The sequence below is a fragment of the Aneurinibacillus sp. REN35 genome (assembly GCF_041379945.2).
Classification (GTDB): domain Bacteria; phylum Bacillota; class Bacilli; order Aneurinibacillales; family Aneurinibacillaceae; genus Aneurinibacillus.
Genome location: NZ_JBFTXJ020000004.1, coordinates 78,088 through 90,938, shown reverse-complemented (window position 1 = coordinate 90,938; position 12,851 = coordinate 78,088). Strand labels below are relative to the sequence as shown.

Genomic DNA, 12,851 nt, shown 5'->3' with positions numbered 1-12,851 from the left:
GGAGGATGAACGAAAGATTGCAGCAGTGGCGGGCGAAGCTTACAGAGTTTTCGAATCGCTTCTCAAAAAAGCAAAAAATGATGATTGGTGCGATCGCAGCTTTTCTTATAATATCTGCGACGCTAGCAATTTATATAGCCTCCAGACCGAACTATGTTCCACTGTTTAGCGGGAATTTGACCGAAGTGGATGTAGCCCAGATCAAGACAGAACTGGATGGAATGGGGTATACAGCATATAAGCTTGAGGGCAGTAACATACTTGTTCCGGAGAAGGATAAGTACAACCTTGCCGCTGATTTAACAGCGAAGGGCGTCCCAAAAGGGGAAGGTGTCCGACTTGATATCTTCAGCCAAAATATTGGGATGGGAATGACGGATCGCCAATTTGATGTTGTAGAGCGCGATGCAATGCAAACACAGCTCTCTGACCTGCTTAAAACAGTGGATGGAGTTCGCAATGCGAAAGTCATTTTGACGATGCCTGAAGAAAGTGTATTTGTACAAGAAAATGCACAGAAAGCGACCGCTTCAATTGTAGTGGATGTGGACCCAGGAAAACAGTTAGCACAGCCGCAGATCAACGCGCTGTATAATTTGGTTTCCAAGAGTGTTCCGAATCTACCAAAAGAAAATGTCGTCATTATGAATCAGTATAGCGAGATGCTTGATCCTACTGAAGATGAAGGCAATGCATATGCGCTGAATCAATATGAAGAGCAGCGTAAAATAAAGAAGGATATCGAAAATGATATTCAGAAAAACCTGCAGAATATGCTCGGTACAATTCTCGGTCGAGATAAAGTATTTGTCTATCCGTACGTCAAGCTAAACTTTGACAAAACCCAGCGTGAATCACAGCTTGTTGAGCCGGTGGATAAAGAAAATAATGAAGGTATCATTATTAGTGCTGAAAAAATTCAGCAGACATATACAGGCAAGGGAGCGCCTGCTGGAGGCACAGCAGGAACGGGTGAGACCCAAATTCCAGGTTACCCTGGTGCGGCAAGCGGTAGTGATAGTGAATATGAGAAGATTGAGGATCGGGTAAATCGGGAAGTCAATCGGATCAAAGAGAACATTGTCGGACAACCGTATAAGATTGAAGATATTACCATCAACGTCGGTGTAGAACCGCCGACAGCAAATAATCCAGCAAGTCTCACAGAGGAAGTTCAAAATGATATTAAACAGGTTATCGGAAATGTAGTGCGGGCATCGCTTTCTTCACAGGGAACGGAATTTACGCAGGAGCAGATTGATCAGCGTGTGAAGGTATTTGCTCAAGCGTTTAACGGTAAGCAAGAAGTGGTAAAAGAAGGAACAAATTGGACCCTGATTATTGTCTCAAGCGTTATCGGCCTTCTGCTTATTGCTGCGATCGTTACATTTATTATCGTTCGCAAACGAAGACAGGAGCAAGCACAGGTTGCTGCTCAAGAGTCAGCACAATCTGTACCGTTTGAAATTCCTGAGCTGAAGTATGCAGAAGAAGGAGAAGAGGCGATTGTGCGCAAGCAGCTAGAAAAGCTGGCAGGTGAGAAGCCGGAGGAGTTTGTCAATCTGCTGCGTACATGGCTAGCAGACGAATAGGGGTGAGGGAAAGATATGGCGCGTTCAGTAAAAGAGTTGAGCGGCAGGCAAAAAGCGGCGATATTATTGATCTCGCTCGGGCCGGAAGTTTCTGCTCAAGTTTTTAAGCATCTGCGTGAGGAAGAGATCGAGCAGCTTACGCTTGAAATAGCTAATGTGCGCAAAGTGGATACGGAAGATAAAGAGTCGATATTAGGAGAATTTCATCAAATTTGCGTAGCTCAGGAGTATATTTCGCAAGGCGGGATTAACTATGCAAAGGAAATTCTGGAGAAAGCACTTGGTCAGCAAAAAGCTTTCGATATTATTCATCGATTAACCGCACATCTCCAGGTTCGTCCCTTCGATTTTGCACGAAAGGCAGACCCGGGTCAGATTTTAAACTTTATTCAAAATGAACATCCGCAGACGATTGCGCTTGTTCTCTCTTATCTTGAACCTGAGCAGTCCGCTATTATCTTATCGGCACTTCCTCAGGAAAGACAGGCAGAGGTGGCACGCCGTATTGCATTGATGGAAAGCACCTCACCGGATGTAATCAGTCAGGTAGAAAGCGTGCTGGAGCAGAAGTTGTCTTCAACAGTGGTGCAGGATTATACACAAGCCGGCGGTATCGAATCTGTGGTTAATATGCTTAACAATGTTGATCGCAGCACAGAGAGAGTGATTCTTGATACGCTTGAGATTCAAGATCCTGAGCTGGCAGAAGAAATTAAGAAGAGGATGTTTGTATTCGAAGATATTGTGGTGCTTGATGACCGTTCCATTCAGCGTGTTATTCGTGATGTGGAGAATGCGGACCTTATGCTTGCACTGAAAGTGGCTAATGAAGAAGTACGCAGCGTTGTATTCCGTAACATGTCCAAACGGATGGCGGATACATTCAGAGAAGAGATGGAATACATGGGACCTGTCCGACTGCGTGATGTGGAAGAAGCTCAGACCCGCATAGTGGGTATTATTCGACGCCTAGAAGAAGCGGGCGAGATTATCATTGCCCGGGGCGGAGGAGATGAAATCATTGTCTAGAGTCATTAAATCTTCTTTTTACTCGACAATGGATAGCAAGAAAGTGATTGAATTTTCGCAGCAAAAGGATCATTCGAACTCAGAAGAAGCAGAGCAGCGGGAAGCTGATGATGCATTCATTGTGCAGGATGAGCCATCCAAAGCTCAAGCTGATGAGCTTGTAAAAAATGCGGAAAGAGAAGCCGAAGAGATTGTTGCAGAGGCGAGGCGGCAGGCAGAGCAGATTCTTGCAGAAGCCGAACAAGAAATCAATGCGTGGTGGGCACAGAGACGCCAAGAAGATGAAGAAGTGCGAACCATGATTCAGCAGGAGGGGTATGAGCAGGGCATCGAGCAGGGAAGAGAAGAAGGACGCCGCCTCGTATATGAAGAATATTCGACAGCGCTTAAGCAGTCCGCTGCAATCTTAGATGAAGCCCCCGTTATCAAGCGTCGAATGATCGAAGAAGCAGAACCGTTTGTACTCGATCTAACGATAGAGATTGCTAGAAAGGTCATTGGAGAGCACTTATCAGTAGATAAAGAAAATGTGATCGCACTTATTCGTAAGGCATTGTCACGGACACAAGAGTATAGGGCCATTACCGTGGCGGTCAGTCCGGATGTTTATCCGTATGTGCAGGAGAACCGGGCGAAGCTGCTTGAGGTATTGGACAGCCAGATCGAGATGACGATTATTCCTGATGAATCCATTGTAGATGGCGGAAGTGTTATCCGCACGACTATGGGGAGCGTCGATGCCAGAGTCGATACGCAACTTGAAGAAATCAAAAAGGCGCTTCAGGCTGTCTTGGCCGATGAAGGTGAGTGATCATAATGCAGCTTGAAAAATATGTATCGGCATTGCAAAAAGTTGATCCAATTCGTGTAAACGGCAAAGTATCCCAAGTAATCGGTCTAACGGTCGAATCGATGGGGCCGAATGTAAAAATCGGAGAGGTATGCCATATCTATCCTGTATCTTCCTCACATCCGGTGCCGGCTGAGGTAGTCGGTTTTAAAGATAATAAGGCATTATTAATGCCGCTTGGAGAGTTGGGTGCGATCGGCCCGGGATGCGATGTTGTAGCAACCGGCAAGCCCCTCAGTGTTCGTGTGGGAATGGAGTTGTTAGGTCAGGTGCTTGATGGTACAGGACGACGTATGGATGGCGGCACGCTATCAAATGCCATGACGGAATATCCTGTCGATAATCAACCACCTAATCCGCTACAGCGGCCGCGTATCCGTGAGCCTCTTTCAGTGGGGGTTCGTGCGATTGATGGATTGCTGACGGTAGGCAAGGGACAACGCATTGGGATTTTTGCTGGGAGTGGTGTTGGAAAAAGCACATTGCTCAGCATGATTGCTCGTAATACGGAAGCTGACGTTAATGTCATCGGTCTTATTGGAGAGCGTGGAAGAGAAGTTGCTGACTTTATTGAGAGAGATCTGGGTGAGGAAGGACTGAAGCGCTCTGTTGTTATCGTCGCCACCTCAGATCAACCGGCGTTAATTCGTATTAAAGGCGCTCTATTAACAACAGCCATCGCTGAGTATTTTCGTGATCAAGGGCTCAATGTGATGATGATGATGGATTCAGTTACCCGTTTTGCCATGGCACAGCGGGAGGTGGGATTGGCAATTGGTGAGCCACCGGCGACGAGAGGATATACGCCTTCTGTATTTGCTCTGCTGCCAAGGCTTTTGGAGCGTGCGGGTACGTCGGCTGCTGGATCAATTACTGCTTTTTATACTGTTTTAGTGGAAGGCGACGATATGAATGATCCTATTGCTGACTCGGTGCGAGGGATTCTAGACGGACATATTGTTCTCAGTCGAAAGATTGCACATACCGGTCACTATCCAGCCATCGATATTCTAGCAAGTGTGAGCAGGGTCATGAAGGAGATTGTAACGCCGGAGCATTATACGGCGGCGGGTGAGTTGAAGAGGTTAATGGCGATTTATCGGGATGCTGAAGACTTGATTAACATCGGTGCATATAAAAGCGGAGCCAATCGTGATATTGATCAGGCGATTCGATATCGAGACACAATTATGCGCTATACAGGCCAAAGCACAGATGACCACTCACATCTTGAAGATTCAATCGGCGCGCTCATCAGCACCTTTACTCCAAATTAGGCGGTGAATTACGATGTCGTTTGTTTATTCTTTGCAGAAGGTCCTTGATATGAAGGAGAAGGAGAAGGAGCAGGCGGAGATTAGCTACAGTAAATCAATGCAGGCACTTAAGCAGGAAGAGGAACGCCTCCACCACCTAGAACAGAATAAAAAGCAGATGGAGCAGCAGATGCTTCAAAAGGAAAAAAGCATTTCGCTTGCCGAGTTAAAAACAAACTATGAATATATTGGACATCTACAGCGTCTTATTGTACAGGCGAATGAATCGAAAATACGTGCTGAAAAAGAAGTAGAGACGAAGCAGTTTATCCTATCTGAACGGACGATGGATCAGAAAATATGGGAGAAACTAAAAGAAAACTCCTTTGAAAAATATAAGGACAATATGCGTCTAATAGAACAGAAGGAATTAGACGAGATAGCGGTTGGTCGCTATTATAGACAACAGGCGAATCCGCGCTAGGGGTGTGGTCATGGAAGAAATCGAAGAAATGGAAGAAGAGCGGTCTTATAGTAAACTGGAATGGTTTTTTTACATTATTTTCATTCCGCTTCTTTTTACGCTTGCACTTTCTGCCATTATTGCTCAGATGTTTGGTTATAACGTAGTTGGCGTGCTGGCAAAAGAGCTGAACAAAATTCCGTACGTTGAAAAAATAATTCCTGATGCTGCGGTTGCCCCAGCCAAAGAATCAGCGGATGAAAAGCCGATAACTACAAAAGAGGGTGCAAAAGTCAGCGATTTAGAAGCACAGTTGGCAACAAAAGAGAGGGAAGTTGCCGAATTAAAAAAGAAAGCCGAGCTTGATCAGCAGAAGATGAAGCAGATGGAGCAGAAGACACAAGCAAATCAGGGGCCCGCTGCTGAGAATAAGCAGAAAGCGGACGAAGAGAAGCAGAAACAAATTAAAAACTTGGCTAAAATATATACTTCCATGTCTGCGGGAAAAGCGGCTCCGATTTTAGAAAAGATGGCACCGGAAGAAGCGGCTCAACTTTTGCTTGTAATGAAAGCCGAAGAACGTTCGGGAATTATGGCCAAGATGGATCCAAAGAAGGCGGCGGATTTATCGTTGCTTTTAAAGGAGACGTCTCTTGGTGATGATGCTGATCCAACGGTTCTGCAACAGCGTTTGCTTGAATTAAAGTATAATGCCTCTGTTCGTGAACTCGCATCTTCTATTTCTAGCATGCAGCCAGCAGATGCGGCAGCTCTGATAGAAAAGTTATTTAAAGCCGATGAGAAAAAAACCATATATGTGCTTCAGCAAATGGAGGCTGCACAGCGAGGACAAATATTATCTGAGTTAGCGAAAGATAAAACACGAGCTACGCTTGCAGCAAAAATTAGTCAAAAGTTGTTAACTTATTAAAGCATAAAAGTTATTGTAATTTCTTTTTCATTTTCATATATTATTCCTGGAAGGAGGTGAAAAAAATGACAACGGTACAAATCACTGGCAGCTCTGCATCTGTAAAAGCGATGAATTCTTCTTCAGGAATAAAGGGTGATAGTTCATCTGTTTCTTCCTTTGCAAGCGAGATGCAGGCTGCGATCCAGCAAACACAGACAAAAGATGAAGCGATGGCCGATCAAGGGGCTTTGTCTGGTGGACAGCAATCAGCAGACATCTTTGAGCAGATGACTGAACTGCTGGATATGCTTACGTCCTTAGCGGACCAGCCAACTGCCGATGCAGATGAATGGATGGAAGAAGTGTATGCTGCGCTGCAGCAGCTCTATCAATTAGTACAACAAGTAAATGAAAACAATGAGTCATCCCTATCGTCGGCTTCTACAGACAATATGATGGATCTTTTGCGCAATTCAACACCTCTGTTCATAGGACTAACAGGAGAGGGAAAAGTTGACAAGCAAATGATTCTTGATTGGAAGCAGAAAATAGAAGCGATGATGAATGTACTGACGCAAAGGAACTCGGAGGCATTGCCAAAAGAGTTGGAAACAAAAATATATACTGCACTTACATTGCTAGAAAATGCAAGTAAAACAGCACAGGTAAAAAATGAAGTGAATCAGGCATCCGAATTTGCATCTTCATTTATACCAAGGGTAAATAATGCCGATACTAAATCATCGCCAACAATTGCAAATCCAACTGTACAGATGGAGGAGCAATCGGCTTTTGTCTTGGAAGAGGGCACGACAACACAGGCGATGCATCATCAATTACAGGGTACAGGTACAATTGAAGAAGCCTTGCTTGGCAGAGCCAGCATTCCTTCTAATTCAGTTGCTCGAAATGCAGACATTCCTTTGGTTCCCGCACGCTTCTTTGCAAATGAGATGGAAGTATATATTGTTAAACAAGTAAAGATGAATCAAGGAACCGGTGCAATGGAAACGACTCTTCGCCTTTTTCCGGAGAATCTTGGCCGCGTGGATATTCGAATTACTGCTTTAAATGGTACGATTACTGCGCATTTTATGGCAAGTCAAGCAGCTGGTAAGGAAGCGATTGAGCAGCAGATGAATCATCTTCGGCATGCATTGATGCAGCAGGGATTACATGTGGAGAAAATCGAGGTGTCCTACGTCACTACCACGCCGAGCGAACAATCAAACAATAATTTGCTGCAGCAAGAGAAAGAAAATGCTAGAGAAGAACAAGGCCAGGACGAAGAGCAGTCTTCTGAGGAAGCCGCTGAATTTAACTTAGAAGAATTGATAGGCAATACAGAGGATGAAGCTGTACGCCATTAACGAAGAAGTACGTGATAATGAAAGGAGGGAATGAGGACAATGCCAGTTATTGATCCAACACAATATAAAAACTCATTTCAATCCCAGTCGCAAACAAAAACGTTTGAGCAGCAATCATCACTGGGCAAGGAAGCTTTTCTAAAGCTGCTGGTGACCCAGTTGCAGAATCAAGATCCTACACAGCCGCTTCAGGATCGAGAATTTATCGCCCAAATGACACAATTCAGTACATTGGAACAGATGACCAACCTGAACGATATGTTTACCAAATTTGTTGAGGCACAAAATATTGGTGGCCTATCCAACATGATCGGTAAGAAAGTAACATGGACAGATTATGTTGCTGAACTGGATGAGGCAGGCAAAGAAAAATGGACAGAAGTGCCGAAGGAAGGGATGGTCACTGCTGTTAGTATGAAAGGTGGAAAAGCACAACTCGTGCTGCAGGATGGCACAAAGGTTGATGTAAATCGCATCGAGACAGTAACGAATCCAGCAGCAACGCCAAATCCACCTGCCGAACCACCTGCTGAAGATACACAGAATGACAAGGAAGAAAATAAAACCAATCCTTCAGATGAAGGTGGTACAGCATGACTCATATAAAAGCCGGACATATTTTTTATCCACAGCAGCTGCCGCATGTATCACCCAAAAAGAAGGAACAGCATAACGGCCCGGCATTTGATACAGTGTTTCAGCAACAGCTTGAGAGCGTGCGAGACGGGGTTGATTTTTCTCAGCATGCGATCAAGAGATTAGAGGAACGCGGCATCACAATTGGCAGTCAGGAAATGGCTCGTTTGACGGGAGCCGTAGAGAAAGCACAGGCTAAGGGAGCGAAGGAATCGCTCGTATTAATGGATAACGTCGCCTATATTGTGAGTGTCACAAACAGAAAAGTGATTACTGCAGTTGATGGTTCTTCGATGAAGGAGAACGTGTTCACGAATATTGATAGTGCAATTATTGTGTAAAAAGTAAGGAGAGCCGGACCTAGAAGAGGAGGCTCTGCGCCGCTGACCGATTGACGCGGTGCACATAATGAGGAGGAAAAAATAATGTTACGTTCAATGTATTCAGGTATCGGTGGTATGCGTGGTTTTCAAAATAAGTTAGATGTGATCGGTAATAACATTGCAAATGTAAATACAGCAGGATTCAAAAAGAGCCGGGTTATGTTTTCAGATATTCTAAGTCAGACCATGGCTGGAGGAAATGCACCAGGGAATATAGGTGGAACAAATCCAAAACAAATCGGTTTAGGTTCAACTATTTCGGCAATTGATGTGGTTCATACACAAGGTGGTAATATGACTACTGGAATAGAGACGGATCTAGCTATTCAAGGAAATGGATTCTTCGTAGTATCTGGAAATAGTACAGCCCCAGGGGATGAATTTTATTTAACTCGTGCAGGTAATTTTAAAATAGATGCTGCAGGGAATTTAGTAACGCCTGAAGGGAAGTTTGTTCTTGATAGTTCAGGAGTAGCGATTAACATACCGGATTATGATAAGGTAAAAAGCATAAGCATTGCTCCGACGGGAGAGATTACCATTACAACCGACACAGGAGTAACTGCTGGACAGACAATAGGGATTGCTAAGGTTAATAACCCTAGTGGTTTAGAAAAGGCAGGGAGTAACCTTTATAAAGTAGTTGGATCTGCTAACGGAGCTGTTTTGGGATTAACTGATATTACAAAAGCTGCAGCAGTAGACGGACGGGGATTAATTGCTGCAGGTACTTTAGAAATGTCTAACACTGATCTCTCGGAAGAATTCACGGAAATGATCGTTGCTCAGCGTGGCTTCCAGGCTAACTCTCGGATTATTACAACATCCGATTCCATTCTAGAAGAACTAGTTAACCTGAAACGATAGAGTCAATAGGCAGCAGGGGAGGAATTGCTCCTCCCCTGTTTTAATGGAGGAATATAGATGATTCGTCTCACTCGCTTAAACGGAAAAGAATATGTAGTAAATGCTCTGCTTATTGAAAGTCTTGAAGAAACACCAGATACGCTGGTCACGCTAGTTAACGGGAAGAAATTCGTTATTAAAGAATCGATTGAAGAAGTACTTTTCTCCCTTACGGAGTTTTACAAAGAAATCAACGCGATAAAAACCATCGCGATGCAAGATAGAGAGATAAAAAACGGAGGGGTGGAGGATGTTTAAGAATCGACTTGTCAATATTGCACTTATTATTCTCATCGCCATAACACTAGTAGGTGTCGTCGTCTTTGTCTTATGGCAAACGTATTTTAAGCCTGAACCGGCTCCGGTAGCAGGGCAGCAGATTGAAAAGAAAATCAGTGCGGAAGAATTTCAGAAGGTGACGTTAGAGACAGAAGAAATCCGCACCAATCTACTAACCGGCGATTTAATTCTCGCTAAGTTTGCCATTCAAGCAGAAAATGAAAAGGTGAAGCATGAGCTAGAATTGCGTAAAGCGCAGGTCGTTCATACGATTATCAAGTCACTTTCTGCAATGAAGCCAGAAGAAATCCAGGGACCAAAAGGCATGGAAAAAGTAGAAGAGGCTATAAAAAAAGAATTGGATAAATTGCTTGAAGAAGGAAAAGTGGTTAATGTCATCACAACACATAAAATTGTTGATGCATAATATATAGCACATAGCAGAGAAAAATACACTGCAATCTAGGATAAGGGGGTGACACTTATGACAGAGGTATTATCACAGGCGGAAATCGATGCGTTGCTTGCCGCAATTTCCTCTGGAGAAATGAACGCGGAAGAGCTGAAAAAAGAAGAGATGGAGAAAAAAGTAAAAGCATATGACTTCAAGCGTGCGCTGCGCTTTTCCAAAGATCAAATCCGCACACTGACACGCATTCATGAAAACTTTGCTCGACTTTTAACGACATACTTCTCGGCTCAGTTGCGTACATTCGTGCAAATAAGTGTTGCATCTGTTGACCAGCTTCCCTATGAAGAGTTTATCCGATCCATTCCCAAAATGACGATTCTTAATATTTTCGAAGCCGAGCCGCTTGAAGGCAGAATGGTTATGGAGATCAATCCGAATATTGCATATGCGATGCTTGAACGTCTGCTGGGCGGACAAGGGGGAACAGCGAATACGATCGGCACCCTCACTGAAATCGAGACAACGATCATGGAGAGGATTTTTAGCCGTGCTTTATCTAGCTTTGCCGAAGCATGGAAGACGGTCATTGAGATTGAGCCAGAGTTAGAGTTTCTTGAAGTCAATCCGCAATTTATGCAGATTGTCTCTCCGAATGAAACCGTTGCGGTTATTTCCTTCAGCACCAAAATTGGCGAAACAACGGGTATGATCAATCTTTGTCTTCCGCATGTTGTGCTTGAGCCTTTAATGATAAGGCTATCCGCTCATTATTTGCTGTCTACGCAGAAAAAGGCGCGCAACGAACAAGAAGTACAAATCCTCGAAGAACGGGTGCGTAAGGCAAAAATTCCGTTGATTGCTGAGCTGGGTACTTCCGTTATTTCCGCCGGTGAGTTTTTAAATCTGACTGTTGGAGATGTCATCCAGCTTGATCAGCGAACGGATGATAAAGTCACTGTGCGAATTGGACAGCGGGCAAAGTATTTGGCACGGCCTGGTACATCGAAGGGCCGAGCGGCGATTTTGATTGAAAATGTGTTGGAGGAAGAGGTGGAAGAAGATGAGTAGGGAAATGCTCTCGCAGGAAGAGATTGATGCATTGCTTAGGCAGAATGATTTGCAAGATGATGCCGATGAGAACGAAGAGGGACAGATAATAAACAATATTGATGATTATCTCTCTCCGCTAGAGCAAGATGCGCTTGGAGAAATCGGAAATATTACATTCGGTAGTGCTGCGACGGCGTTGTCTAGTTTACTTGGACAAATGACCGATATTACTACACCGAAAGTTGGGGTTATTCGTCAAGAAGAAGTACAGGATCAGTTTCCACACCCGTATGTGGCCATCCACGTTGAATATACGGAGGGATTCCAAGGGGTTAATCTGCTGGTGATCCGCAAGGAAGACGCGCAGATTATTGCGGATTTGATGATGGGTGGAGATGGGACCACACCGCCCGCTGAGCTTTCGGAGATTCATCTAAGTGCGGTGCAGGAAGCGATGAATCAGATGATGGGATCTGCAGCCACATCCATGTCTACTATTTTCAACAAACTTGTAAATATTTCGCCGCCAGGCATCGATATGATGGATTTGAAAGAAGGGCGCGGCATTGAGAATATTCCAGATGATGAAATTTTAGTGAAGGTTTCCTTCCGATTAAAAGTAGGAAACTTGATTGATTCGAATATTATGCAGCTTATTCCTGTGCCATTTGCACGTTCGCTAGTAGCGACGCTTCTTGGCGGCATGGGGGAAGAAGCTACGCCTGAACCTGCACCACAGCCAAGTCCACCACCAAGCGCGGCTCCAGAGCCTGTTCATGCGATGGGAAATACGGAGATGCCGTTTGGACAGCAGGGAGCGGAGCCATCCTATCCACAGCAGCCGATGTATCAACAGCCGCCACAGGGATATCCAGCTGCAGCAGGCATGCCGCCATATCAACAGCAACCGATGTATGCACCACCGCCTATGTATCAGCAACCACCACAAGCGGCTCCTACAGGATATCAGCCGCCGCCTGCTAATGTGCAGCCAGTACAGTTTTCATCATTTGATCCACAGGTGGCTCCACAGGGTAATCCGCAAAATTTAGGGATGCTCTTAGATATTCCGCTCAAAGTGACAGTAGAGCTTGGAAGAACGAAAAAACAGATTAAAGACATTCTTGATTTATCACCGGGTTCTGTTATCGAACTAGATAAGCTTGCTGGTGAGCCGGTAGATATTTTGGTTAACAATAAGCTGATTGCAAAAGGTGAAGTTGTTGTAATTGATGAGAACTTCGGTGTGCGTGTTACAGATATCGTAAGCACATGGGATCGGATGCAAAAACTTCAATAAAAGGGTCATAAGCTAAGGAGGAAATCATATGAGCAACAGAGTACTAATCGTAGATGACGCAGCTTTCATGAGAATGATGATTAAAGAAATCCTTACGAAAAACGGCTATAACGTAGTGGGAGAGGCGAGCGACGGAGCTCAGGCCGTCGAGAAGTATAAAGAACTGAACCCAGATCTTGTAACAATGGATATTACGATGCCAGAGATGGATGGAATTACTGCATTAAAGGAAATTAAAAAAATAAATGCGGCAGCAAAGGTTATTATGTGTTCAGCGATGGGACAGCAGGCGATGGTAATTGATGCGATTCAAGCAGGTGCAAAGGACTTTATCGTAAAGCCGTTTCAAGCTGACCGCGTGATTGAAGCAATCAAAAAAACACTGGCATAATGATACGAGAATTTGTTCGGA

At 44.4% G+C, this 12,851-nt stretch carries 15 protein-coding genes; all 15 read left to right on the top strand.

What is annotated here, in order from left to right; all coding sequences use genetic code 11:
- Nucleotides 1-5 precede the first annotated feature (5 nt).
- Nucleotides 6-1,592 carry a flagellar basal-body MS-ring/collar protein FliF gene (fliF, locus tag AB3351_RS09705; protein WP_371146944.1) on the top strand — a complete coding sequence of 529 codons (1,587 nt, stop codon included), beginning with the start codon at nucleotides 6-8 and terminating at the stop codon, nucleotides 1,590-1,592.
- Nucleotides 1,593-1,607: 15 nt separating this feature from the next.
- A complete protein-coding gene (gene fliG / locus AB3351_RS09700) occupies nucleotides 1,608-2,621 on the top strand; it encodes a flagellar motor switch protein FliG (protein ID WP_371146943.1) in 1,014 nt (337 codons plus the stop codon).
- Entirely contained in the window at nucleotides 2,614-3,432 is an 819-nt protein-coding gene (locus AB3351_RS09695) for a FliH/SctL family protein (protein ID WP_371146942.1), read from the top strand. Before fliG ends, AB3351_RS09695 begins: the two co-directional genes overlap by 8 nt.
- Before the next feature lie 5 nt (nucleotides 3,433-3,437).
- Complete coding sequence (fliI, locus tag AB3351_RS09690; protein ID WP_371146941.1) at nucleotides 3,438-4,748, top strand: flagellar protein export ATPase FliI; 1,311 nt, start codon at nucleotides 3,438-3,440, stop codon at nucleotides 4,746-4,748.
- A 13-nt stretch (nucleotides 4,749-4,761) separates the two neighbouring features.
- Nucleotides 4,762-5,211 (top strand): flagellar export protein FliJ, encoded by a 450-nt coding sequence (fliJ, locus tag AB3351_RS09685; protein WP_371146940.1) that lies wholly within the window; start codon nucleotides 4,762-4,764, stop codon nucleotides 5,209-5,211.
- A gap of 10 nt (nucleotides 5,212-5,221) precedes the next feature.
- Entirely contained in the window at nucleotides 5,222-6,121 is a 900-nt protein-coding gene (locus AB3351_RS09680; protein WP_371146939.1) for a MotE family protein, read from the top strand.
- A gap of 65 nt (nucleotides 6,122-6,186) precedes the next feature.
- Entirely contained in the window at nucleotides 6,187-7,473 is a 1,287-nt protein-coding gene (locus tag AB3351_RS09675) for a flagellar hook-length control protein FliK (RefSeq protein WP_371146938.1), read from the top strand.
- Between the two features lie 39 nt (nucleotides 7,474-7,512).
- A complete protein-coding gene (gene flgD / locus AB3351_RS09670) occupies nucleotides 7,513-8,070 on the top strand; it encodes a flagellar hook assembly protein FlgD (RefSeq protein WP_371146937.1) in 558 nt (185 codons plus the stop codon).
- Entirely contained in the window at nucleotides 8,067-8,450 is a 384-nt protein-coding gene (locus AB3351_RS09665; RefSeq protein WP_371146936.1) for a TIGR02530 family flagellar biosynthesis protein, read from the top strand. The genes flgD and AB3351_RS09665 overlap by 4 nt, the downstream gene beginning before the upstream one ends.
- Nucleotides 8,451-8,534: 84 nt before the next feature.
- A complete protein-coding gene (locus AB3351_RS09660) occupies nucleotides 8,535-9,359 on the top strand; it encodes a flagellar hook-basal body complex protein (protein WP_371146935.1) in 825 nt (274 codons plus the stop codon).
- A gap of 57 nt (nucleotides 9,360-9,416) precedes the next feature.
- Nucleotides 9,417-9,656: a flagellar FlbD family protein gene (locus AB3351_RS09655; RefSeq protein WP_371146934.1), complete on the top strand. Its 240-nt coding sequence runs from the start codon at nucleotides 9,417-9,419 to the stop codon at nucleotides 9,654-9,656.
- Nucleotides 9,649-10,104 (top strand): flagellar basal body-associated FliL family protein, encoded by a 456-nt coding sequence (locus tag AB3351_RS09650; protein WP_371146933.1) that lies wholly within the window; start codon nucleotides 9,649-9,651, stop codon nucleotides 10,102-10,104. Before AB3351_RS09655 ends, AB3351_RS09650 begins: the two co-directional genes overlap by 8 nt.
- 57 nt (nucleotides 10,105-10,161) lie before the next feature.
- Nucleotides 10,162-11,157, top strand: coding sequence for a flagellar motor switch protein FliM (gene fliM / locus AB3351_RS09645; protein WP_371146932.1), 996 nt, complete (start codon nucleotides 10,162-10,164; stop codon nucleotides 11,155-11,157).
- On the top strand, nucleotides 11,150-12,439 hold the full coding sequence (fliY, locus tag AB3351_RS09640; protein ID WP_371146931.1) for a flagellar motor switch phosphatase FliY: 1,290 nt from the start codon (nucleotides 11,150-11,152) through the stop codon (nucleotides 12,437-12,439). Before fliM ends, fliY begins: the two co-directional genes overlap by 8 nt.
- 28 nt (nucleotides 12,440-12,467) lie before the next feature.
- The gene (locus AB3351_RS09635; protein ID WP_371146930.1) at nucleotides 12,468-12,830 is read left to right on the top strand and encodes a response regulator; all 363 of its coding nucleotides are present in this window, start codon (nucleotides 12,468-12,470) and stop codon (nucleotides 12,828-12,830) included.
- Nucleotides 12,831-12,851: the final 21 nt, after the last annotated feature.

Bases quoted from the DNA above. Each gene is read 5' to 3' on its own strand.
- fliF (WP_371146944.1), top strand. From the start codon at position 6: ATGAACGAAAGATTGCAGCAGTGGCGGGCGAAGCTTACAGAGTTTTCG.
- fliG (WP_371146943.1), top strand. From the start codon at position 1,608: ATGGCGCGTTCAGTAAAAGAGTTGAGCGGCAGGCAAAAAGCGGCGATA.
- fliI (WP_371146941.1), top strand. From the start codon at position 3,438: ATGCAGCTTGAAAAATATGTATCGGCATTGCAAAAAGTTGATCCAATT.
- fliJ (WP_371146940.1), top strand. From the start codon at position 4,762: ATGTCGTTTGTTTATTCTTTGCAGAAGGTCCTTGATATGAAGGAGAAG.
- AB3351_RS09680 (WP_371146939.1), top strand. From the start codon at position 5,222: ATGGAAGAAATCGAAGAAATGGAAGAAGAGCGGTCTTATAGTAAACTG.
- AB3351_RS09675 (WP_371146938.1), top strand. From the start codon at position 6,187: ATGACAACGGTACAAATCACTGGCAGCTCTGCATCTGTAAAAGCGATG.
- flgD (WP_371146937.1), top strand. From the start codon at position 7,513: ATGCCAGTTATTGATCCAACACAATATAAAAACTCATTTCAATCCCAG.
- AB3351_RS09665 (WP_371146936.1), top strand. From the start codon at position 8,067: ATGACTCATATAAAAGCCGGACATATTTTTTATCCACAGCAGCTGCCG.
- AB3351_RS09660 (WP_371146935.1), top strand. From the start codon at position 8,535: ATGTTACGTTCAATGTATTCAGGTATCGGTGGTATGCGTGGTTTTCAA.
- AB3351_RS09655 (WP_371146934.1), top strand. From the start codon at position 9,417: ATGATTCGTCTCACTCGCTTAAACGGAAAAGAATATGTAGTAAATGCT.
- AB3351_RS09650 (WP_371146933.1), top strand. From the start codon at position 9,649: ATGTTTAAGAATCGACTTGTCAATATTGCACTTATTATTCTCATCGCC.
- fliM (WP_371146932.1), top strand. From the start codon at position 10,162: ATGACAGAGGTATTATCACAGGCGGAAATCGATGCGTTGCTTGCCGCA.
- fliY (WP_371146931.1), top strand. From the start codon at position 11,150: ATGAGTAGGGAAATGCTCTCGCAGGAAGAGATTGATGCATTGCTTAGG.
- AB3351_RS09635 (WP_371146930.1), top strand. From the start codon at position 12,468: ATGAGCAACAGAGTACTAATCGTAGATGACGCAGCTTTCATGAGAATG.